This window comes from Streptomyces luteosporeus, assembly GCF_039532865.1.
In the GTDB taxonomy this organism is placed as follows: Bacteria; Actinomycetota; Actinomycetes; order Streptomycetales; family Streptomycetaceae; genus Streptomyces; species Streptomyces luteosporeus.
Window position 1 is genome coordinate 1 of sequence record NZ_BAAASL010000030.1, and the last position, 22,511, is coordinate 22,511.

General features: G+C 68.8%; 17 protein-coding genes and 1 pseudogene. 9 read left to right on the plus strand and 9 right to left on the minus strand.

The annotated features are described in order from the left end of the window. Window positions 1–753 precede the first annotated feature (753 nt). The 5 genes from ABD361_RS28525 (at window position 754) to ABD361_RS28545 (ending at window position 8,134) form a co-directional block, all read left to right on the plus strand. Entirely contained in the window at window positions 754–969 is a 216-nt protein-coding gene (locus ABD361_RS28525) for a hypothetical protein (RefSeq protein WP_344439557.1), read from the plus strand. A 36-nt stretch (window positions 970–1,005) separates the two neighbouring features. Continuing rightward, window positions 1,006–3,669, plus strand: coding sequence for a DEAD/DEAH box helicase (locus ABD361_RS28530; protein ID WP_344439559.1), 2,664 nt, complete (start codon window positions 1,006–1,008; stop codon window positions 3,667–3,669). 247 nt (window positions 3,670–3,916) lie between these two features. Beyond that, the gene (locus ABD361_RS28535) at window positions 3,917–4,351 is read left to right on the plus strand and encodes a phage tail protein (RefSeq protein ID WP_344439561.1); all 435 of its coding nucleotides are present in this window, start codon (window positions 3,917–3,919) and stop codon (window positions 4,349–4,351) included. A gap of 489 nt (window positions 4,352–4,840) precedes the next feature. Continuing rightward, window positions 4,841–5,728, plus strand: coding sequence for a cupin domain-containing protein (locus tag ABD361_RS28540; RefSeq protein WP_344439563.1), 888 nt, complete (start codon window positions 4,841–4,843; stop codon window positions 5,726–5,728). Window positions 5,729–5,989: 261 nt separating this feature from the next. After that, window positions 5,990–8,134, plus strand: a complete 2,145-nt coding sequence (locus ABD361_RS28545) for an insecticidal delta-endotoxin Cry8Ea1 family protein (protein ID WP_344439565.1) — start codon at window positions 5,990–5,992, stop codon at window positions 8,132–8,134. 570 nt (window positions 8,135–8,704) lie between these two features. Here ABD361_RS28545 and ABD361_RS28550 read toward each other — a convergent pair. Together ABD361_RS28550 and ABD361_RS30755 are read right to left on the minus strand one after the other, a co-directional pair. Further along, window positions 8,705–9,118 carry a hypothetical protein gene (locus ABD361_RS28550; protein WP_344439567.1) on the minus strand — a complete coding sequence of 138 codons (414 nt, stop codon included), beginning with the start codon at window positions 9,116–9,118 and terminating at the stop codon, window positions 8,705–8,707. Between the two features lie 437 nt (window positions 9,119–9,555). Beyond that, window positions 9,556–9,747, minus strand: coding sequence for a DUF6354 family protein (locus tag ABD361_RS30755; RefSeq protein WP_361748708.1), 192 nt, complete (start codon window positions 9,745–9,747; stop codon window positions 9,556–9,558). A gap of 389 nt (window positions 9,748–10,136) precedes the next feature. Here ABD361_RS30755 and tpg point away from each other — a divergent pair, with 389 nt between their 5' ends. Beyond that, entirely contained in the window at window positions 10,137–10,694 is a 558-nt protein-coding gene (gene tpg, locus ABD361_RS28555) for a telomere-protecting terminal protein Tpg (protein ID WP_344439569.1), read from the plus strand. 1,149 nt (window positions 10,695–11,843) lie between these two features. On the opposite strand, the gene ABD361_RS28560 is transcribed toward tpg, so the two are convergent. The 4 genes from ABD361_RS28560 to ABD361_RS28575 form a co-directional block, all read right to left on the minus strand. Next, window positions 11,844–11,978 (minus strand): hypothetical protein, encoded by a 135-nt coding sequence (locus ABD361_RS28560; RefSeq protein WP_344439571.1) that lies wholly within the window; start codon window positions 11,976–11,978, stop codon window positions 11,844–11,846. Between the two features lie 183 nt (window positions 11,979–12,161). Next, complete coding sequence (locus tag ABD361_RS28565) at window positions 12,162–13,028, minus strand: chitosanase (RefSeq protein ID WP_344439573.1); 867 nt, start codon at window positions 13,026–13,028, stop codon at window positions 12,162–12,164. Window positions 13,029–13,822: 794 nt separating this feature from the next. Further along, window positions 13,823–15,088: a hypothetical protein gene (locus ABD361_RS28570; RefSeq protein ID WP_344439575.1), complete on the minus strand. Its 1,266-nt coding sequence runs from the start codon at window positions 15,086–15,088 to the stop codon at window positions 13,823–13,825. A gap of 269 nt (window positions 15,089–15,357) precedes the next feature. Beyond that, window positions 15,358–16,266 (minus strand): LysR family transcriptional regulator, encoded by a 909-nt coding sequence (locus ABD361_RS28575; RefSeq protein WP_344439577.1) that lies wholly within the window; start codon window positions 16,264–16,266, stop codon window positions 15,358–15,360. Between the two features lie 768 nt (window positions 16,267–17,034). Here ABD361_RS28575 and ABD361_RS28580 point away from each other — a divergent pair. The 3 genes and pseudogenes from ABD361_RS28580 to ABD361_RS30760 all read left to right on the plus strand — a co-directional run. Then, window positions 17,035–18,474: an amino acid permease gene (locus ABD361_RS28580; RefSeq protein WP_344439579.1), complete on the plus strand. Its 1,440-nt coding sequence runs from the start codon at window positions 17,035–17,037 to the stop codon at window positions 18,472–18,474. 424 nt (window positions 18,475–18,898) lie between these two features. After that, complete coding sequence (locus ABD361_RS28585; protein WP_344439581.1) at window positions 18,899–19,324, plus strand: DUF5954 family protein; 426 nt, start codon at window positions 18,899–18,901, stop codon at window positions 19,322–19,324. A 31-nt stretch (window positions 19,325–19,355) separates the two neighbouring features. Further along, a pseudogene (locus ABD361_RS30760) lies at window positions 19,356–19,550 on the plus strand (DUF5954 family protein); the annotation flags it as partial. A 331-nt stretch (window positions 19,551–19,881) separates the two neighbouring features. Here the strand turns inward: ABD361_RS30760 and ABD361_RS28590 are convergent. The 3 genes from ABD361_RS28590 to ABD361_RS30765 form a co-directional block, all read right to left on the minus strand. Then, window positions 19,882–20,616, minus strand: a complete 735-nt coding sequence (locus ABD361_RS28590) for a hypothetical protein (RefSeq protein ID WP_344439583.1) — start codon at window positions 20,614–20,616, stop codon at window positions 19,882–19,884. Between the two features lie 318 nt (window positions 20,617–20,934). Next, a complete protein-coding gene (locus ABD361_RS28595; protein ID WP_344439584.1) occupies window positions 20,935–21,900 on the minus strand; it encodes a hypothetical protein in 966 nt (321 codons plus the stop codon). Continuing rightward, window positions 21,893–22,507, minus strand: coding sequence for a MarR family winged helix-turn-helix transcriptional regulator (locus ABD361_RS30765; RefSeq protein WP_425583352.1), 615 nt, complete (start codon window positions 22,505–22,507; stop codon window positions 21,893–21,895). Before ABD361_RS30765 ends, ABD361_RS28595 begins: the two co-directional genes overlap by 8 nt. Window positions 22,508–22,511: the final 4 nt, after the last annotated feature.

Below are 22,511 nucleotides of genomic sequence, written 5' to 3' on the forward strand. Positions count from 1 at the left end.
CTCCTCCGCTTCGCTCCGGAGCCTGAAGGGTTATCACGAGCCGCTGCGCGGCTCGTGGGTGCGTCCGCTTCGCTCCCGCACCTGGTGACGAGGTGCCTGCGGCTTCGCCTCCGGCTCCTCGTCAAGGCCCGCTGACGCGGACCAGGCTGGCTAAGAGAGTGGGGGTGCTCGTTCGTGTCGGGTTCTAGCGTAGTGGGTGCATCAGGTAGATGCAGCATGTACCGTTGGCGAAAACACGAGACGCCCCCGGCCATCCGGAGACCTTCCAAAAAATCCGAGAGGAACGGTCGCAAATGACCGGTCACCACGAATCTACCGGACCAGACCCCGAGCTGAGCAGCGATTCCCTGCGCCGGGTGACGCAGTACCAGACAGCGGGCGTGAACGCCCAAGTGAAGCTGTTCGCGCTCCTGGAAGCACAGGGCGCTCCCGCGAGCGAGGCGGACGACCTGGTGGCCGGAGCGGTCGCCGGGGCGCAGTGCGAGGTCGTGGAGCGCGATAGGTACACGGGCGCCAGGGGTGAAGAGTTCCGGCAGGGCTGGCACGCGGGTGTGATGGCCGTGAGCAAGGCTCTGGTGGGCATCGTGGACCGAGACTGGGTGCGGCGCGAGGGCCGGTCGGCCGGGGCTGCTGAGCTGGTCGTACATATCGCGGACGTGCGGCAACGCGAACGGGCGGACTTGGTGCGGCTGGAGGCGTTCGTCCGGGAGGCCGTACTGCCGCACGCACCCGCACACCACCGAGCGGCGCCGGGTGCTGGAGGCGCTGGGCGATGCCGGCGGCCTGTGCACGGCGCGGACGGTGGAGCTGTCCAGCGGGGGCGTCATCCACTGCACATGCGAGGCCGGGCACTACGACCCGGACGACAAGCCGTCCTTCACGGACGGAAAGTCCGGCGGCTGGCATCTCGCGGATGGGTCGATCTGGAGCAACGCCGGTACGGCCTGCGCCCCTCACTCGGCCGTCTAAACGGCCACTAGAATTTGGCGTCGGGGAGGCACGGAAATGTCAGTGATTCAGCTCAAAGAGCACCAGGTCGACCAGAAATCGGCTATCCGGAAATGGGTGGGGTTCCCTGCAAGATCATCTGTGCCGCCGGAGGGTGCGCGGGCCACGATCGTGTCTGCGACCGGGTCGGGTAAGACGATCACGGCCGCCGCGTGCGCGCTGGAGTGCTTCCGGGACGGGCGGATCCTCGTGACGGTGCCGACCCTGGACCTGCTCGTGCAGACCGCCCAGGCGTGGCGGGTGGTGGGCCACCGAGCCCCGATGGTGGCGGTGTGCTCGCTGGAGAACGACCCGGTCCTGAACGAGCTCGGGGTGCGCACCACCACGAACCCGATCCAGCTCGCGCTGTGGGCGGGGTCCGGGCCGGTGGTCGTGTTCGCCACGTACGCCTCCCTGGTGGACCGGGAGGACATCGAAGCTCCCCTGGGTCAGCAGAAGGTTCGTGGGCCGCTGGAGGCCGCTCTGGCGGGCGGAGACCGCCTGTACGGCCAGCGCATGGCGGGCTTCGACCTCGCCATCGTGGACGAAGCCCACGGCACCGCCGGTGATCTTGGTCGACCGTGGGCCGCGATCCACGACAATGCCCGGATCCCCGCAGACTTCCGGTTCTACCTCACCGCCACGCCGCGCATCCTCGCCGCGCCCCGGCCCCAGAAGGGTACGGACGGCCAGGAGCTGGTACTGGCGTCGATGGGCCAGGACTCGGACACCTACGGGCCGTGGATCGCCGAGCTCGGGCTCTCGGAGGCGATCGAGCGGGGCATCCTCGCCGGGTTCGAGATCGACGTACTGGAGATCCGCGACCCCTCACCGGTCTACGGGGAGTCGGACGAGGCGCTGCGGGGCCGGCGCATGGCGCTCCTGCAGACGGCGCTCTTGGAGCACGCCGCGAAGTGGAACCTGCGCACCGTGATGACGTTCCACCAGCGGGTGGAGGAAGCCGCAGCGTTCGCAGAGAAGCTGCCGGAGACGGCGGCCGAGCTGTACGTGAACGATGTCTCCGACGCCGACCTGGCCGCCGCGGGCCGGCTCCCCGCATCGTCGATCGGCGCCGACTTCTACGAGCTGGAGGCCGGCCGCCACGTACCGCCGGACCGCGTGTGGTCGGCGTGGCTGTGCGGCGACCACCTCGTGTCCGAGCGGCGCGAGGTCCTGCGCCAATTCGCAAACGGCATCAACGCTGACGGCCGGCGCGTGCACCGCGCGTTCCTCGCCTCGGTGCGAGTGCTCGGGGAAGGCGTGGACATCACCGGCGAGCGGGGCGTCGAGGCCGTCTGCTTCGCGGACACCCGCGGCTCGCAGGTGGAGATCGTCCAGAACATCGGCCGGGCGCTCCGCCTCAACCGCGACGGCTCCACGAAGGTGGCGCGGATCATCGTGCCGGTGTTCCTGGAGCCCGGCGAAGACCCACAGGACATGGTCGCCAGCGCCTCGTTCCGCCCCCTTGTAGCCGTCCTTCAGGGCCTGCGCTCGCATGATGAGCGCCTGGTCGAGCAACTCGCCTCCCGCGCGCTCACCAGCGGCAAGCGCAAGGTCCACCTCCGGCGGGACGAAGAGGGGCGGATCGTCGGAGCCGGCGGCGCGAGCCCCGGCGAGGGCCAGGAGCAGGGCGACACCGACGCAGCTGCCGAGTCCGCCCTGCTCCACTTCTCCACCCCGCGCGACGCGGCGACCATCGCGGCCTTCCTGCGCACCCGCGTCTACCGTCCGGAGTCGCTGGTGTGGCTGGAGGGCTACCAAGCTCTGCTGCGCTGGCGCAAGGAGAACGAGATCACCGGCCTCTACGCCGTGCCCTACGACACCGAGGTCGAAGTGGGGGTCACGAAGGACTTTCCACTCGGCAGGTGGGTGCACCAGCAGCGCAAGGCACTGCGGGCCGGGGAGCTGGAGGAGCGGCGCAAGACCCTGCTGGACGCACCGGAGGCCGGCATGGTCTGGGAGCCGGGCGAGGAGGCGTGGGAGGCCAAGCTCGCCGCACTCAGGTCGTACCGGCGGGCCACCGGGCACCTCGCACCCCGCCAGGACGCGATGTGGGGCGAAGGCGAGGCCATGGTGCCCATCGGGCAGCACATGGCCAACCTCCGCCGGAAGGGCGGTCTCGGAAAGGACCCGAAGCGGGCGGAGCAGCGCGCGAAGCAGCTGGCCGCGATCGACCCCGACTGGAACTGCCCGTGGCCGCTCAACTGGCAGCGCCACTACCGCATCCTCGCGGACCTCGTCGACGCCGACGGCCACCTGCCCGAGATCCAGCCCGGCGTACTCATGGACGGCGACGACATCGGCAAATGGCTCCAGCAGCAGAAGCAGCCGGCCAACTGGGCGCGGCTCCTGCCCGAGCAGCAGGAGCGACTGTCCACGCTGGGCATCAAGCCTCTCGAGGCACCGTCCCCCGCCCCGGCGGCCAAGGGCGCCACGAAGGGCCCGAGCAAGGCGCAGCAGGCGTTCCAGCGCGGTCTGGCGGCCCTCACCCAATGGGTCCAACGCGAAGGCACCCACCGGCCTGTGCCGAGGGGCCACACCGAGGAGATCACCATCGACGGCGAAGCAGAGCCGGTGACCGTGAAACTCGGCGTATGGATTTCGAACACAAAATCGAGGAGGGGTCGGCTGGACGCCGACCAACTCGCCGCGCTCGCGGAACTGGGCATGGACTGGGCATAAGAAGCCGTCCCGCTTCCTCGGTTGGTCGTCACGTGACGTGATGGGTCTCGGAGGAGATACGTCTGAAGGGCATATCTCCTCCGAGGCGCAGAGGTCGTGTGACTCGTTCGTGGGACGGGTGCGCGGCTTGCGCATGGTGTGCTGGTGCGGAGGGGAAGCTCCTGCGGCTGAAGCCCGAGTCGCGTCTGGTGTCCGGGTTCTCGGATGACGGGCTGTGCCATTGAGGGCGAAACCGAAAGGGGCTCACATGGGTGTCGGCGTTTCACCCAGGCCGGATGCCTTTGTCATGGATCTGGGCAAGAACCGAGTGGCCATCTACCAGAACGTCGATGGCCTGCAGGACTACATCGGGCCGAAGGCAGTCCCGCCGGACGGTCAACTCCTCACCCGCAAAATCCCCGGTGGGGGACAGCTCCGGGACGTCACCTTGTCCGGGCCTATGGACGCAAGCGGGCAGTGGAACGACTGGGTCAAGCGGACGGCGGCCAGTGGAGGTCCCGATCCCACACAACCGGATCTCTCGATCTCGCTTCTTGATGGCAAGGAGAAAGCGGTTGCGCGTGTCAACCTCGTGAACGCCTGGGCCTCATCGTGGGAGGGCCCGGCTCTGACCGCAAACGATGCCGGCACAGCGATCGAGACGGTAACGCTCGTCTACGAAGACCTGACCATCGAAAAATGATCCCAGTGCGACCTCCCCGCCCAGGCCAGCCGCACTCACTCACCCACCGTAGAAGCAGCACGGCTTTTGAGCACCACTGTCCGGCCGTGGCGCGCCAGACCGTACGAGCCCCGGGGGCCGTAATGGTCCCGGCTCTCGTGCGCGTGGGGGCTGCATCGCGGTGGTGCAACGCAGATCATGAAGGCTGCGGCCTGCATAAGCGTGCAGGTCAGAGGTGCAACGTGGCTCGGTGTTGCAGTTGCAGTGGGTTCGGATTCAGTCTCATCCCCGATGACGGCTGTACCCCGGTACCCCCGGACAGCCTCCTCGCCGTGGCGGGCGTGAACCCAGCGGCTGGGTGATGTACGTCAAAGACGCACGGCCCCACGGGGCGGACCTCGTTCGTCCTGCGCCGGCCCCTTGCATCGAGCAAGCGACACGCCGCCAGCGGCGCCGCACCCGCGCCGTTCGGCTCCACCTTCACCGCCCACGCTGCCCAGGAGCTTCGCTGTGACCGTCATCGACACCGCCGTCCCCACCACCACGCACCCGTTCCACACCACCAGGGAGGAGGAGCGCAGGCTCCGTGTCGCCGCGGAGCGGATGGTGCCCGCGCTGACCATCGCGCAGCCGGTATCGTTCGACGGCTTCGTACAGCAGCTGATGGTCCCTCCGGCTGTGATGGACTTGGCGCGCAAGGCGCACGGCCTGCGGCTGTCGGTCCAGGAGACCGAGGCGATCCGCCACCACCTGCGCCCGGTCGAGTCGGGGAAGAAGCCGGGGCTGCTGCGGCGGATCCTGATGGACAAGGCGAAGGAGGACGGCTCCCACCCGCCGTACATCCGCGTCGCCTGCACCGGCAAGGGCACGTACGACCACTGGGCCAAGGACGACTACCTGGCTGTGTACGTGCCGCCGAGCGGGGACTTCGGGTCCCCGGCGGTGCTGGAGATCTGGCCGGCGCAGCACTACTCGCCGATCCACTCCCACGGCCACACCACCGGCATCATCCACTGCCTCACCGGCCAGCTCGACATCATGGCGTACGGCTCCCTCGCGTGGAACGCGGAGAAGATGGGGCTCTACACCCTCACTCCCGGGCAGACCGCGTGGCTGGCCGGGGACACCTTCGCCGTGCACAAGGTCTACTGCCCCTTCGACGGCGGCACGACCACCGCGACCGGCCCTGGGTACCTCAACAAGTCGGACCAGTTCGCCGCGAGCTTCCACGTCTACCTCAACGACACCGAACTGAGCACCTACTCCGGCCTCGACCCCAGCCGCGACCGGTTCCACTACATCGACGAGACCGACCACACCGAGAAGGTCTTCACCACCTACTCCGACCTGTCCTGGCACGTCCTGGCCCAGATCCTCGCCCAGACCGAACTCGACTGACCCGGCACTCCCGCGGCGCCGCTGCGCGCGGACCGTATGCGGGGCGAACCACACCAGCGAGGAGATGTGTGGGCTTCGCACGCCACCGGTGATTGCACCACTGCGGCTGGTGGCTGGCCGCCGGCGTGCGGACTCCACCGGCGCGCAGGTGGCCAGGCGCCGCGCTCCAGGCCCCTCGCGCCCCTCGTCCCTTCTTGAGCCCGCCCGCGGGAGGCCCCTCGGGCTGTGAGTGATCGCCCGAACGATCGACCGGAGGTAGCAGTGCTGGATCAGCAAGCAGTCGAGCAGGAGCCGTTGCGGGTGTACGGGGAGGGCGGCGACACGGGGCTGCACATCAACGCGGATCCCGCCGTGGTGCAGAAATGGACCAAACGGGCGATCACCATGGCCTGCGGGTTCTTCCCCGGCGGCCAGTTCATCTCCCTCGGTGTGGAGATCATCTTCGACGCGATCTGGCCGGAGGAGAAGGAAGACGTCTTCCTGGCGATGAAGGACCGGATCGAGCAGCTGGTCCGCACGAACATCCAGACCTTCTACAACCAGCATGTCAAACAGGACCTGGTAGGCATGTGCACGGCCGCCAAGGCCTATGCCACCGAAGCCAAGAAGGTCCGCAGCGGCGGCGGGAACCTGGAGAGCACACGCCGGGCGATGGACAACGCCATCGCCCGGGTCCGCGACCACATCGACAAGTTCGCCGTCGACGATTACAAGTACGACGTCCTGCACTTCTACGCGCAGGCGGCGAACCTGCACCTGATGCTGCTGCGGGACAAGTACAACAACTGGGACAAGCTCGGCTTCAACGCCAGCGACCGCGACCAGGCGAAGGCAGACCTGGCCGAGTACGGAAAAGCGCTGATCTGGAAGAACAACAACTGGGAGGTCGCCGGCGGCGGCAAGTACTGCCAGCACGTGGCCAAGACCTACATCGAAGGGCAAAAGCGCACCCTGTGGCACTGGAGCGCGAACGCCGGATACCAGCGGGAGATGTACCTGGCGGCCTGGGAGTACATGGTGCTGTGGGGGTACCTGGCCGACCCCGACTGGAAACCGCAGCCGATCTCCCGCGACGTCGAGCTGTGGCTCGGGCCGTTCGGGCGCTGCGAAGGCGAGTTCTTCGACCGGTGGGCCAAGCGAGCGTTCCCCGGCCCGAAGCGGCCGGAGAAGCCGCGCCTGGACTGGCTGAAGGTATGGGCCTGCGAAGGCGCCCTCTTCGCGGCCGCCTTCCGGGACGTCAACGCCGTCTGGCACCAGTCCGGGCTGACCACCCACACGGACGACGAGTACAGCGGCTACAAGGGCAGCGGCGGCGGGCACTCGGGCCAACCGCCGTGGCGCCCCAAGCCCGGCGACTACATCGAGAAAGTCTCGGTGGGCGTGGTCAAGTGCCACGCTCCGCACTACCTGCGGCTGGCTGCTTTCAAGATCATCACCAAGAAGGGCCACCCCTCACACATGGCGGGGGCGTGGTATAGCGACGTCGACTCGCACAACTACGCGTGGGAGTTCGGCATCCCCGACTGGCAGGTCTCCCAGGTCGAGATCCTCAGGAACGAGGAGCGCGAAGACGGCCCTGCCAACTGGGTGGCCCAGTGCATGGTCGTGGGTTTCCGGCCGGTGGAGAATCAGTTCACCCCCGAGAACCAGAAATTCGACGTGCAGACCGGCAAGTCGTACCACCTCGTCGACCCCGACAGCGGCCGCATGCTCGACTGGGACCGCTACACCTTCACCGCACCCGCCCGCGCCGTCCTGACCGACACCCCGGGCGCCCGCAGCAGCATGTGGACCGCCATCCCCGGCGCCACCGACGGCACCTGGACGTTCGTCAACAACTACACCGGCCTGCCCCTCACGCTCCAGGACGGCCAGGCCGTGCAGAGCCTCGAACCGGCAGATGCCGCCTCCTGGGCCCTGACCGGCAACAACGACGGCACCTGGGCACTTGGCAACGCCGACTCCGCAAGCGACACCGCCGGCACCCTCGGGGTGGACGCCACCAGCACCGCCGTCCTCGGCGCGCCCGCCACGCGCTGGGCCATCCTGCCGGCGTTCCCCCTGTCCCCGTCCCCGGACCGGCACACCCTCACCATCACCGAGGAACCCTCCGCCGACCACAGCGGCCCCACCACCACGGTCCGGATCCTCACTCCCGAGGACACCGAGCCGCAGACCGACTGGACCCTCACCTTCCACCTCCCCACCGAAGCCGCCGACGGACTCCAGATCGGCGGCGGCGCCACCCTGACCTCCTGCGAGCAGGTCGACCGCGGCGTCCGCGTGACCGTCACCGGCACCGAACCCCTCCACCCCGGACGCGAAACCACCCTCACCCTCACCGCCGCCGGCACCCGCCTCGTCCCCACCGACATCGACATCAACGGCGACCTCGCCCTGATCTGACCCCAAGGACAGGTCGACAGACCCAACGACCGACCAACCCTCGGCGCGCCAGACTCCCCACAGGAGCGAGGCGCACCGACGCTGCGCACACGCGCCACGGTGCGCCCAGCCCTGCCCGACCAACCACTCGTCCGGCCCCGGGCCCAGCCCTGGGCGGCCGCCGCAGCGAAGACCGCAACGAACACACCTGAAGTCCCTCAACCGAAGCGGCCACCTTCACGTGCCGCCAAGGCGCCTGCACCGGAAGCGGCCAAGGCGCAGTACTTCGCTCCGTCGGCCTCAGAAGTACCGTTCCCGAGACAGTGGAGCGGAGTGGGGTGTACCGCCGCCCCATGGCAGCTGCGGCCGTCGCATGCACCGCCCCATGGCAGTGACCCCGCCAGCGAAACCATCCAGTACTGACGTGCCGTCACTGACACCCACCCACTGACACCAAACCGGCACATCGCACCAGGGGGCACAGCACTCGATACGGAAAGCCCCTCGTCCCGTCTCGGCCGGCGGGGCGAGGGGCGGGAAGCCGGAAGTACCGGAAGTGAGCGTGCACTCAGCCAGCGGGACGCTTCGGCTTCAGAAGCTCTTCGGCTTGTAGTTAGCGCCGAAGAGAACGCTCTTGGAGGCTTTTTCGCTGTCGCGTGCCTCGTAGAAGGAGATCACCTTTCCGAGCGTGTCGCACGAGCCCCCCTTCGCCATGTCCATGGGGGAGATCCCGACCCCAAATTTCTTGAGAAGGTTGTCCCGGAACTTCGCCTTCTGGTCGTCGGAGAGACCCGACAGATCTGTGTCCAGAAGCTGAGGCGTGAACCTGGTGGAAAAGATGCCGCCGCCCGCGTCGAGCACCTTCTGCCCCACAGTGGTGATTTGCGGGAGGGGCCGGCTGCTGGAGGTGATCTGCTCGCCAGCGCTCGACACGTAGGCGTTGCTCCGGTCGGGGCGCGTGCAAGCGGCGGTCTGGTCGGGCTTTTCCTCTTCGTTCTCGCCCATGAAGAAATCCTCTCTGGACCTCGGGGTCGGCACGTGCCGCGCAGGAACGGCGGTACGTCGAAATCCAGCGTTCCCAGCACCTCGATCATTGATCACGAAGGGTTCCCCGAGGCACCCGTTCGGAGCCGACCGGACCCCCGGCCGGCTCACCCGCCGCTCGCCCTTGCATGGGCGCGGCCGCGCGGCAACACCGTGATGGATCTATGGCTCGACACCCCCTTCGCGTCGCCAGGCCGCTGTCGTACGACTCCTGCAGGCTGCGGCTCACTGCCTGCCCGGGCCTGCGAGGCGGTCTGGCCGACCGGTAGGTTCAGCCCGAGGGCGCTCGCCGTGGCGAGCTGGTGCAGGATGTCCTCCCTCTATAGGCCGGCGGCCGCGGCGAACTCGGCGAGCCAGGCGCCGACCCGCCGGTCACGCTCGGAATCGGTGCGGAGTGATCACTGCGCCGCCCCGGTGGGGGTGCGCAGGGCGTGCCATGCGGCGCGGGCGTATTCGGCAGCAGTGGTGCCCGGGCGGTGGACTGCGGTGATCGCGGCCAGCAGCGCCGTGTACCGAGGGTCGGCGGTGATGTCGTCGGCCTCCTCGAGGAATTCGTATTTGGAGGGCGACGCCAGGGCGTCGGTCTTGATGAACGTCCATCACATCCCGGAAAACCAACGTGTCCGCCGGCGGGGGATTCTCGGTGTCCACGTCACACCGCCTTCCACTCCACCAAGGGGATGTACCACCTGGACGTACGCCAGTCCCGTAAGCGGGTGTTTTCGATCCCGGATCCGGAGATCGAAAACACCCACTCACTCTTTTTGGGAGGGAGGACAACACCAGGATGCCGGCGGCGTCCGTCCGTGACCCGGGACCAGCTTGTCGCCGATGCTCGCCCAAGGGCTCGTAGCCTGCGTTAGCCGGTGCCGTCCCGAGAATGCAGAAGCTGGCAGGCGGGGCCTAGTTGACGTGGCAGAACTGACACTACGGACTGCGGGGTGCTGGCTCTGCCGGCTGGTCGCTTGGAGAGACGGACGTGGGACAGATCGAGCAGGGATTGGAGCGCGCGTTGCGCACCCGACCCGTTCCTTCAAGCACCGAGGCACGCCTGCGATTTTTGCTGGCGGCACACCGCGGTTCCACCCGGAGGGTCGCCGCCGTGCTGGGGGTCTCGCAGCGCACTGTGCAGCGGTGGGTGACGAAGAAGCCAGGAGCGCGCCGCCTGCCGGGGCCGATGCAGGCCCGGGCGATCGAGGAAGCGGTCCTGGCTCGGTGGCAGCCACGGATACGGGCCCGTCGGCGTGCACAGGCAGAAGCTGACGGGTTCGTCTTCCATACCAGGGCGCGATTCGGGTTCGCCGCGCCAACAGGATCTTCGGACGATCCGCGGGTGCGGTGGATCACCCAGGACCTGCCCGGAGAGGTGGCCCGGGAGCTGTTCGCCGCCCGGGATGCCGGCGCGGGTGAGCAGCAGCAGATGGTGATACTCGCCCGTGCGCTGGGGCACGCCTACTTTCGCGAAGGGGGCCACCGCGCCCACGGTCTGCACGTAGCTTTCAACGACATCGAGTTCGCCGACTTCTCGATCGGCTGAGTCCGCCCTGTCGAGCGAACGCGTCAGGGCGTTCAGCGTCGCAAGGGCCTGACGCGACTGGCCGGCACCGCTTTGTACCTTTCAGCTTCCTGCCGCTCGCGCCAGTCCCACTCCACACGCCTGACCGGGTCTTGGCGGCGGGCCGCGGGCGGCTGGGACGGGCGCAGCCTGGCCGTCTCCGCAACACGCAGCAGGTGCACACGGTCGTCTGGCACGACGAGCAGTTCCTGGCCCTCGTGGGAGATCAGCCGGGCGAAGCAGGCCGCGGTCCGCAAGAAGACGCCTGCCCAGGGCGGTACGGGGTAGGCGGCGCAGCCGTCGGTGTAGCGGGCGCGGTCGTGCAGGGCGAGCGTGGACTCCGGCCAGGACGTCGGCCAGGACGTCGGGCGGGAGCGCTTCGGTCTGGGTGGTCGAACGGCCCGGGAACGAACGGCGGTCGGTGGCTTTCGGCGGTGCGGTCGGCAGGTGGTAGTCGGCTATCTGCTGCTCGATGACCGCTAGGCGCTCGAAGACGACGTCGGCGCCCGGGGCATCCACAGCGGCGAAAGCGGCGACGTTTTCGGCCCGTGCGGAGAACCGGTGAACGCCGCTTTGGTCCCAGTCGCAGATCACGAAGATGTGCACGGCCCGGTGCCGGTCGGTCCCGGCACGCAGCGCGGCGCCCCGCTTCGCCGGCAGGCCGTTGAACCCCGAGCCCGAGTACACCGGTACGCCATAGGGGTCGGCGACGGCCACGAGCTGGTTGACCGTTCCCGCCGTCTTTCGACCACGCCTCCAGCCGCGCCTCCTGGCCGGCTTGCCGGTCGAGGCGGAATCCCCGGGGCGGCCTGCAGCAGGGGCTGGTGGAAGCCTGCCGGGATGTCGTGGGCCACGGGCACGGCGGTGATCTCCGTGTCGTCGCGCAGCGCCTCCCACGGGACCGGCCCGAGCGGAGGGCCATGCCAGCACCTCCACCAGGCGCTTGCAGGTCCGCTCCTCCTTGACGAGCACGCCGTCAAAGATCAGCGAGTACCCCACCTGGCGGATCGTGAGCGGCAGCTGCGCGGCGTCCTTCTTCCGGCATCCCTCGCCGCCGCGCGACGTCAACGACGCGAGCCCGCGCGGAGCGCCGAGGCGCTGGCAGGGGACATGCTCGCTTTTGAGGACAGGTCACTGAGGGAACTGCAGGAAGGCCGTCTGGGCCCTCAGCAGGTGGGTGTCGGGGCTGGTGTCCCCGTAGCGATCGAGGACCTTCTGCCGACGGAGCGCGCCGAAGTCCTGGAGGGCCTGCTCATCCTCGCCCAACCGCAGGCCATCGCCAGGTTCGCGCCCTCACGCACACACCTGCCACCGCCTCCGGTTGCTGCATGAGCCGGCGGGCGGCGCACCGGCCCGTGCAGGAGCGGAGCCCTGCTCCGCCCGGCCGTTCATGCTGACGGCGGCCCGTACCGCGCCAGGTTCCGGGTACGGTACGGGCCGCCGAGCGGCTCAGTCGATGTGGTACGACTGGCCGTAGACCTTCCAGTCCAGCGGCGGGTCCAGGTTCAAGTTGCCCTGTTCGAGGAAGACGCGCTGCGCGGTGTCCACCCGACTGGTGTCGCTATGCGCCGGTTCCTGCTTCATCGCCCACACCCGCGCGTCCAAGAAGGCGTTCAGGTACGTCTTCTCATCGCCACCCTGGGCCGGCGTTCTCGCCTCGGCCATCGCCCGCTCGCGGATGCTGGAGAAGCTGGTCGCGTCGCTGCTGTTGCCGTGCATCACGAGCGCGTCGTAGTACGCGAACTGGCCCAGCACCCCGATCCCGTCGGCCTTGCCCTGCTCGACCGCCGGATTGAAGTACACCCGGTCCCGCTCGTCGTCCTGCGCCTGCTGGAACTCCGGGTCCTGGGCGGCCTCCTTCCAGTCCCCCGTGAAGTCCGGGTCCAGGCCCTGGTGCGAGTCGCTGCCGTTGACCTGGCGCAGCGCGGGCAGGTATTTGGCCAGGACGTTGTCGGGCTTGCGCTGGGTGTACCGCTCGACCAGGTCCAGCATGTCGCCGGTGCCGGAAGTGAAGCCGATGATGCCGGCGGTGTAGCCGCGGCCGTCGTTGATGTCCTCGATGTAGGCGTACTGCTGTTTCCAGTCCAGCGAGGAGTTCTCGGCGCTGGAGACCAGCTGCATGGCGATCTCCTTCTTGGCCGGGTCGTCGAGCCCGGACGCGGCCTTGGCCACGCGGTGAGCGGCGGCGGACGACTGGCCGGCGCCGTCGGATGCCGGGCTGGCGGCGGCGGTGGCCGGCACGGCGAGCAGGGCCAGGCCCAGGGCCAGGCCGGTGGCGGGCTTGCGGATCGCCTTGCCTATCGATCGGGCACGCATGGATGACCTCCAGTGAGGGCGTGTCGGATGAGAGCAGTGCAGCGATTGCAATCGTTAGGAAACTTTCCTACCAGGCCCTGTGGACGACCACAACCCGCCGGCCCCCACCAACTTCAGGCGCTTCAAACGGACTTGGGTGCCAGCGCAGGGCAGGCGGCCGCCGTACGTACGGGCACTCATGGCGGCCCTCATGGCGGCACTGACGCCGAGCGGCGGCGCAGCGCGGGGCGTCCGCTGTCACCCCGCAAGTCGACGGGAGGCAGGAATTTGCGGATGGTGGCGACTTATGGATTTCCCGGCTCTTGATGTGAGGTTTGGCCATGTTTGCTCGTTCTTGGGGGGCCACACCTGCTCAGCGGCCTGGCCGTCTCGCCGAGGCCGCACACCCCGCCGGCCGGCTGGAGCGCGGTCGCCGCCGAGGACGCCGCGGGTGCGATCGGCATCCTCGTGGAAGCCCTCCCGGCCCTGGAGCCGTACTCCGCACAACTCCTCGCCCCGATCAGGGTGACCCTCGCCGTCCAAGGCCCCGCATCTGTCGCCCTGGAGCATCTGACCGCTTGGCTTTCCGCAGACCCTGCCGGACGCGAACCGGCATAACGCTCCAGAACAGCCTCATCGAGCAGCCGAGGCAGGCGATGCCCGCGGCCGCGGCGGCGGGCGCGGTGGCGGGCGCAGTGGCGGTGGGCGCGGCCGCGTCCGACGCCGGTACGCCCGGGGCCCCCCGGGGGGGGCAAGTGGGCCGCCCCTGGCAGAGAGGGTGGGGAGAGGTGGCGCCGTCTTGGCCGCACGGTGATTCAGGATGCGGATGTGGCGGTCACCTGTTCGTCGGTCAGGCGGGCCCGCCAGTTGCTGACGTAGGCGTCGGGCATGGACGCCAGGCGGGCGATCTCCCCGTCGCTACGGCCGTCGGACCAGGCCAGGATCCGCGTCACGGTGCGGTTCCGTGCGGCGCGGAAGTCCTTGAGCATGGTCTCGAGGCGTTCGACTTCCTCGGCTTCGAAGACGAGCTGCTGGTCGACGGCGGCGCGTTCCTCGGCGCGCAACCGGTGCATGTAGGCGTTCAGGCCCGTCAGGACCAGGCCCTCCTCGTGCGCGGCGTTCTGGAACCGTTCGGCCAGAGCCGCCAGCACGCAGTCCGGAACGTCGGCGAGAGTGGCTCCGAGGGGCCTGGCCGCCTCCCAAGCGCCCCGGCCGGCCTCCGTCGTCTCCAGCCAGATGCGCGCGTCCGTCGGAGTGCGCTCGCCGCACACCCCCGCCCGGTAGGCATACAGGGCGGCACGGTGGCCGTAGAAGGTGAAACCGTCCTCGATCTCCACATCGGTGGCCTGGCACATCCGCCCCGGTACACCTCCATAGCCGCTCTCAGGACGGTAGTCGGCGTAGGCATCGAGTTCCGCATCCGTGGCCAGGCCCCAGGACGGGTCGCACAGGTCGGGGTTCATGGACAGGAACGTGCCGACCTCCACGCGCCAGGACGGGACCGGTGTCGTGCGCAGCGCGGGCCACAGGAGCTCGCCGGAGGGCGCCTCGGTATGGGTCACGGCCTGCTCGATGTCGTCCCAGGCGGTGGCAGCCTCGGCCGACCACTCCAGCTCGCCGTCCGGCCCGATCCGGTGGAGCGAGTCCACGAGCCGCTGCACGGCGGGCAGTACGCGCAGCGCGAGCGCGTGCAACTCCTCGGCGGTGAAGAACCTCCAGGAGCAGCCGCGCCGTTCGTCATGGGTCAGGTGGCCGAGCAGCTGCACCATGACTCCGGGGGCCGCAATGGTCCCGTCGCCGAGCGCCCTGCGGGGAGGGCCGGGGAGCTGGCCGGCGAGGTCTTCGCGCGAGGCCCGCCAGTCGGTGTCGCCGAACCAGACGGCGCCGTCGCGTGCGTCCACGGCCAGCCACTGGTGGTAGCCAACTCCCGGGCCGTAGCGCTGCTCCTGCTGCTCGGCGTGCTCGTCGTGCCACACGTATTCGGCCGGAGGCGGGTCCAGCTCCACGGCCATGAAGCCGTCCTCGGGGCGGTAGCCGGTCAGAACACGGGCCGTTCTCGACGCGCTGCTGGCTGCGGTCATGAGGGGTTTCCTCTCGGGGGAACGTCAACCGCCGCAAACGTAGTGCGCCCGACACCCAATAGTTTAACTTTCAGCCATCGTGGCCGATAGTCGGAGGCACCGAAAACCCTGGCGCCACGGCGCGATCTACGCGCGTGCAGCCGCCGCCAAGTTGGCTGCTTTTCACATGACCTCCACAACCTGTTCACATCCGGCTTCCGTCCCCGCCGCGCGGGGGGCCTCAGCCCCCAGCCGCACGGTGAGCCTCAGCCCCCGGCGCACGGTGGGCCTCAGGAGAGCGCGGACAGTGCTTGCGCGGCGAGCATCTCCTCCAGGGCCAGGACGGCGCGCGGGGCGTGCCGGGTATCGATGCGGACGGCGTAGATGTAGCGCGTCAACTGCGGCTCGGCCAGGGGGCGGGCCACGACCCGGGCACTGCTGCGGCCCAGCGCCAGTTGCGGCATGACGGCAACGCACAGACCCGCGGCCACAAAACCCAGGACCGTGTTGAAGTCGTCCCCCTCGTATTGCAGGCGGGCCTGGAAACCCGGCGTCTGGGCCATCTGGGACAGCAGCTCCAGACGCAAAGCAGCCTCCGGAGCCGCAATCCACGTCTCGGCCGCGAGGCTGGCCAGGTCGATGACCTCCCTGCCGGCCAGACGGTGGTGCTCCGGGACCACGGCCACCACCGGATCCCGTGCCACCAGCGTCCGGCGCAGCATCCGGGGCGGCGGGTCGGGGATGAAGTCGTAGTCGTAGCTCAGGGCCAGATCCATCTCCCCCCGCTTGAGCCGGTTGTAGCCCGCTTCCGGTTCCAGCTGGCACAGGCTGACCTGCACGTGGGGGTAGGCCGTGTGGAGTTGGGCCAGCGCTTGCGGAACGATGCTGGTGGCGGCGGAGGCGAAGGCGCCCAGCCGGATCCGGCCGGCCGTACCCGCGCGCATGGCGTCGAGCTCCACCGATGCCGTCGCCAACGCGTTACGAACGCTCTGCTCGGCGCCGAGAAGGACCTCGCCGGCCGGCGTGACGCGCACCGGGCGACGCTCGAGCACCCTCAGGCCCGCGCGGCGTTCGAGTTCGGCGATCTGCTGCGAGACGGCCGGCCCGCTGTAGCCGAGTTCACGTGCGGCAGCGCTGAAAGAGCCGTGCCGCACGACGGCTTCAAGGGTGGCGAGCAGGCGGGGATCGAGTCCGTGCACGGAGTTAAGGCTCACTTATCTGTTGCGAAGATGTGTTTTCTTGTGATTGCGGTTGAACGCCAGCAGGATTCTTGCTCGCGGCAAGAAAAACGCAAGCCCGTGCTCCTGGGGCACGACCGCAGATCCCGTGCCGGACGGGGAACCCTCCGCCGGCGCCCCGACCGCCCCCTACCACAGCCCGCCGTGGCTGGGAACGTCCGGCGGGCGGGTGCGGATCCGGCCGCCGACAATCACCCCTCTCACGCCCCGGAAGGAAGTGGTATGCCCCTACGCCGGTTGACCCCAGGCAGCGGCTGCCCCCCCCCCCCGGCGGCGGTTGTCCCCAGGCAGCGGTTGTCCCCAGGCGGCGGTCACCCCGGCGGCGGTTGCTCGCGCCGTTCCGCTGCCGCCGGCATCACCCACGACACACCCGTTCCCGGAGTGCGCCGGGGTAGGAAGCCGGTGAACGCGCACGCGAGCGGCACCCTCCTTGGGCACCCGCCCCACGAGGTGGGCCATCACGGCCACAGCTCCGACCTTCGGCACCAAAGCCGCCCGCGACCTGAAAACCGCCCGTGACCTGCTGGCGTGCGCCGGCACGCCAGGATCCCGGCCGCCGGGATGCCGCGCCGCACTCCGGCGGACCTGGACCATCCGGGCCACCTGGGCCACCTGCTCGACCGGATGGAGCAGGAGACCGGCACGCGACGCACCGGCATGCCGGCCGGCCCTCATCGACATCGTGCGCCCTCAGCGCACGGCCACCACCATGGAAGGCAGAACCGAGGCGTGAGCGAGCAGTTCCTCAAAGACGACAAGCGCCCCACGACCCGTCACGCCGACGCCGGGGACACCGGCTACAGCAAATCCCTGAAACCCCGTCACATCAACATGATCGCCATCGGAGGCGCGATCGGCACCGGACTCTTCCTCGGCGCGGGCGGCCGCCTCGCCGACGCAGGGCCCTCACTGTTCGTCGCCTACGCCGTCTGCGGCGCCTTCGCCTTCCTCGTCGTACGTGCGCTCGGCGAACTCGTCCTGTACCGGCCCTCCTCCGGCGCCTTCGTCTCCTACGCCCGGGAGTTCCTCGGAGAGAAGGGCGCATACACCGCCGGCTGGATGTACTTCCTCAACTGGGCGACCACCGGCATCGCCGACATCACCGCCGTCGCCACCTACACCCACTACTGGCACCTGTTCTCCGACGTCCCGCAATGGGTGATCGCACTCCTGGCCCTCGCCGTGGTCCTCACCGTCAACCTCATCTCCGTGCGGATCTTCGGCGAACTGGAGTTCTGGTTCGCGATCGTCAAGGTCGGCGCACTCGTGGCCTTCATGGCAATCGGGATCTTCCTCCTGGCCACCCGGCACCCCATCGACGGCGCCGTCCCCGGCCCGGCCCTGATCAGCGGCAACGGCGGGATCTTCCCCAACGGCCTGCTGCCCATGCTGCTGATCACCCAAGGCGTCGTCTTCGCCTACGCCTCCGTCGAACTGGTCGGAGTCACAGCCGGCGAGACCGAGAACCCCGAAAAAATCATGCCGAAGGCCATCAACTCGATCATGTGGCGCGTCGGCCTCTTCTACGTCGGCTCGGTCCTCCTGCTGTCGATGCTCATGCCATGGAGCAACTACAGCGCCGACCAGAGCCCCTTCGTGACCGTGCTCTCCCACATCGGCGTCCCGGCAGCCGGCGACGTGATGAACCTCGTCGTCCTCACCGCGGCCATGTCCTCGCTCAACTCCGGCCTCTACTCCACCGGCCGCATCCTGCGCTCCATGGCCGTCAACGGCTCCGCACCGCGCTTCACCGCCCGGCTGAGCCGCAACCACGTCCCCTACGGCGGCATCCTGCTCACCAGCGGCATGTGCGTCCTCGGCGTCGGACTCAACTTCATCGTCCCCGCAGACGCCTTCGAGATCGTGCTCAACCTCGCCGCCCTCGGCATCCTCGCCACCTGGGGCATGATCATGATCTGCCACCTCCTCTTCTGGCGACAGACCCGCAACGGCACACTGACCCGCCCCACCTACCGCCTGCCCGGCTCCCCATGGACCGAACTCGCAACGCTGGCCTTCCTCGCCTGCGTCCTGGTCCTCATGTACACCGACGGAGGAACCGCACGCACCACCGTACTGTGCCTGCCGCTAATCGCCGCAGCACTAGTCACCGGCTGGTACACCGTACGCCGCCACGTAACGGGCACCACCACCGAGAGCAAGGACTGAACCGACCACCGACCACCGACCACCAGCCCGCGACCCACGACATCCGCAGGCCGCAGGCACAGGCCACGGCATCAGCGGTAGTACGGAAGGTGCGGTGACAGTGGTGGTAGCGGCGGCCGGATGGTGGCCATGCCCAGTGACATCTGCGACCAGACCAGCAAAACCACACAGGGAGCACGGCCGACGACGAAACAGCTGGTAAGGCCGACACTGCGCGAACCAAGACAAGTGCCGTCACCGCCACGGACAAGGACGACACGACGCCTCTTTCCTCGCGGCTATTGCACGGGGAAAGAGACGCCACCGTCCCGGCCGGGTGTGTGGCCAACCCTGAATACTCAGGAAACCCGCAGCAGGCACTGCCTGGTCGGCAAGATGGGCGTAGGAGGCACGGGGAAATGAGCCCGGATCAGATCAGCTGATCATGATCAGGTATCCGGAGCATCCGGTGGAGGCGGTCGTGCAGACCGACGCGCTCCAGGGCGCACTGAATACGGACAAGGCGACGGCGCGGAGCCCGCTGTCCGGGGCAGCCGCACAGGGCGCCGGCGAGACACCGCGGTCGCGAGTCCTGATCGCAATGCAGTACAACTGTCCGCAGCAGGCACTAGACGAGCACAACTCGTTGTCGTCGTTCCGGGCGAAGAACAAGCCGCACAACGCTGCGCAGCGGCGTACCTTGCTCGCGGCAGTAGCCCGGCTGGAAAACGAACGAGTGGATGAACTCACCGTACTCGGAACCCGCTACCGGGTGGTGCGCGGCGAGGAGTACACCGGGCTGGGTCGGGACGGCATCGAGCAGCCCCGACCGACCCGAGCCCGAGCCCGCCGTCCCCAACTGGAACCGTGAAAAGCCGACCCCGAAACACCCCTCACACCCCCAGGCCGCGGAGCGGCTCGCGCTGCGCGATCTGCACTACACCACGGCACGGTTCCCCGAGGACGTGCACAGTAACTCCCAACAGGTACTGACGACGCACCCCGATACGGTACTGCTGCCGGCCCGGGGTGGAAGGTCGGCAGCCGTACACACGCGGGTGCCCACAACCCCCGCAAAGCCCCGCAGTTCACCCTGACCTGGCTCGAGCCCCGCCAGCGACGCCTGACTTGCCCGGCACACCGACAACACAACAGCCCACACCCGCACGATGGCCGCGCAAGAAACCAATCCCGCGGGCGCAGAGCCGGCCCAGTACGCTCAGGCAGCCGACCGGCTCCGGACCCAACGCGCCAACCGGATCGAGGCTGCAGGCACCGTGGCACCAGATCTGCCACGCCCCCAACTACTGCGATAGAGCCCCAACAGGCCCGAAACACCACACCGCTCCGACACACCACCGGCACGGAGCCGACGCACAAACCCAAAACCCAAGGCCGGGCGCGGGGATGGCTGATGTGGTGCAGAGGTCAGTGCAGCGGGCATCCCTTGGGCATCTTGGCAAAGTCAAAGAATGCGTACCCCGTAGGACCACCCTGCGTCTTCGACTTCAGCTGCGGGGTCCAGCTGTTCGGCCCCACGATTTCCTCGTAGATCCCGGCGGACTCGGGCAGCTTCGGACGGGCTCGGTCCAGGGTGCCCAGGCGGGTGATCCGGCTGCCGTCGCCGTCGTAGAAGTCCACGGACGGGCCCTGCGGACTCATCGTCATCCGCGCTTCGGTACCCGCACCGATGTCCTGGCGCTCGACCACGGTGCACTGCTTGACGACCGTTGCCCTGTCCACCGAACAGCCCTTGGGCAACCGCGGGAAATCGACGAGTCCGTACAGGCCGTCCATGCCACCGTCGGTCTTGGTCAGCAGCTGGGGAGTCGAACCGTACGGGTTGAGAATCTCCTCCTCGATACCCGCACCCTGCGGCAACGCGGGACGGCTACGGTCGAGCGTGCCCCAACGAGTGATCGGACTGTCATCAGCCGGATCGAGGAAAGTGACCGACGGACCCTGAGGACTCATCGTCATCCGGATACCGATACCCGCACCGATGCTGCCATTCTTGACCACCGTGCACTGATCAGCTGACGCCGTGGCCGGTGACACGATGCGGGCGCCGTCGGACGCGACCGCGAACGCCGCAGTAGGGGCAAGGACGCAACCGGCGAGGGCGGCGACGGCTAAGCCGGCACGGAGGGCAGAACGAAGCATGGCAACTCCTATAGGTGACAGTACGAGCAGAGAAGAACGGCCCGCCACGAGATCAAAACCCCGCGCAAACCAATGGATAAAGAATCACGCGGCCGCCCCAACACGGGCAGTGCTGATCATCCAGACCCCGACAGGACAGATGTCAACAACCGGACAAAACGCCACCTCTGAGCACGGTCATCAGCGCCGAGGAACCCGTACATGCCATCAATCGGCCGACGACGTGGTGACGCAGGAGCAAGCACACCTGCCCGGTAACGGACCAGCCGCACTGCGGTGGGGAACGGCACGGGAGCCCATTGCGCTTCAAGGCCGGCGTCAAGCACCGGTCGGTGCGACGGTTCGGCCCCTGCCGGACGTCAGCTCCGTCAGCACGAAGCAGCCGACACACAAAGTGAGCAGCCCGGCAATCAGATCGGCCGTATTGCCGACCCCCAGCAAGGCCGACGTGGCCGGCGAACGGCCCACGTCCATCCAACCACTAGACCCGAAGACCACCCCCACACCCGTCCATGCCATCACCAGCGGCACCCGCACGCGCACTCTGCCCCACCGGCGGAACACCAGCACGTACATGCCGACCGCCCCGGCCAGCGCCGCCAGGCCATGCACGAGATCGCCCGTGCGACCGATCGCGTTCCGGCGGGCGATCCACTCCGCGTTCATGCCGACATCCGCCCCCAGTCCCCACGCCAGACGCAACACGGCCGAAAAGACGAGGAAGCCCACGGCGAGCGCGGTGAGCACCCGTTGCATGCCCTGGGTACCGGCCGGATCGGTCAGATCGCGTACACGGGTGCGCAGCAGCCGGCCCCAGCGTTCGCCGGCGTACAGCGCGAACGCCGACAGCAGAACCAGCCCTTCGGCGAACAACCCGCCGTAGACCACACCGAACACCCAAGGCCGGAGCATGTCATTGGAGGCCGCCGGATTCCCGGCACCGGTCACCGCGATGACACCGAGGCCGACCGGCACCGCGATCATCAGCGTGACGAGCATCCCCGTGGCCACCCACATCGGGAAGAGGATGAGCCACGCGCGCACGCGCCGCCCGCGCGGCCGGGTCAGGACGTGAGCGATCACCGCTGCGATCCCGTCCATCGCGAACGTCACGGCGTTCGCAGCGATCCACTGTCCCCGCGAGAGACTGCCGAGGTCCTTCACCCCGACGTCGACCCCAGCGATCCAGAGCAGCTTCAGCGTCAGGTACGGCAGGCACGCGACGACGGCGAACCGGGCGAGGAGCCGGCGCCCGCGGGCGCGGCGTTCACAGTGATCATGCATGAGTACGACTCTTGTGCGCGGTGTGCGGCCGTGCGTCATGCCCCGGGACCGGGCCCCTCCCCCGTACGGCGGACCAGCCACACGACAGGCACCATCCCTCGGCCTGTTCTGCAACCTCCAGCACCGAAACGCTGCTGCCCGTCTGCGCTCGGCTACGCCTCAGCAGTGGCAGGGGCGGCGTTCGTACGGGTGGCGGTGGCGGTGGTCGTCGCGGTGAGGAAGCGCTCGGCGGTGTCGTCGCGGTGAGCAGCGTGCCGATGGCGGGGCCGAAGAACGACCAGCCAAGGTCGACCGTCTGAGGTTCGACGCTGGGCAGGACCCGCCGGCGATCGGCGGTGTCGCGCTCGCGGCGGACCAGGCCGAGCCGCTCCAGCCGGTCGACGAGGATGGTGGTGCCGGCGGAGTTGAGGCGGAGCTGCTCACCGAGCCGGCCGGGGGTCATGGGGCGCTCGGCCCGGGCGGCGTCGAGCAGGGCGGCCAGGGCCCGCAGGTCGGTGGGGTGCAGTCCGTGGCATGCAGCGGACTTTGCGGCAAGCAGGTCGAACCCGACGGTCACCGCGCGCAGTCGATGGACCAGTCGCAGCCGCGGGTCCTGCCGGCTCTCCACGGAG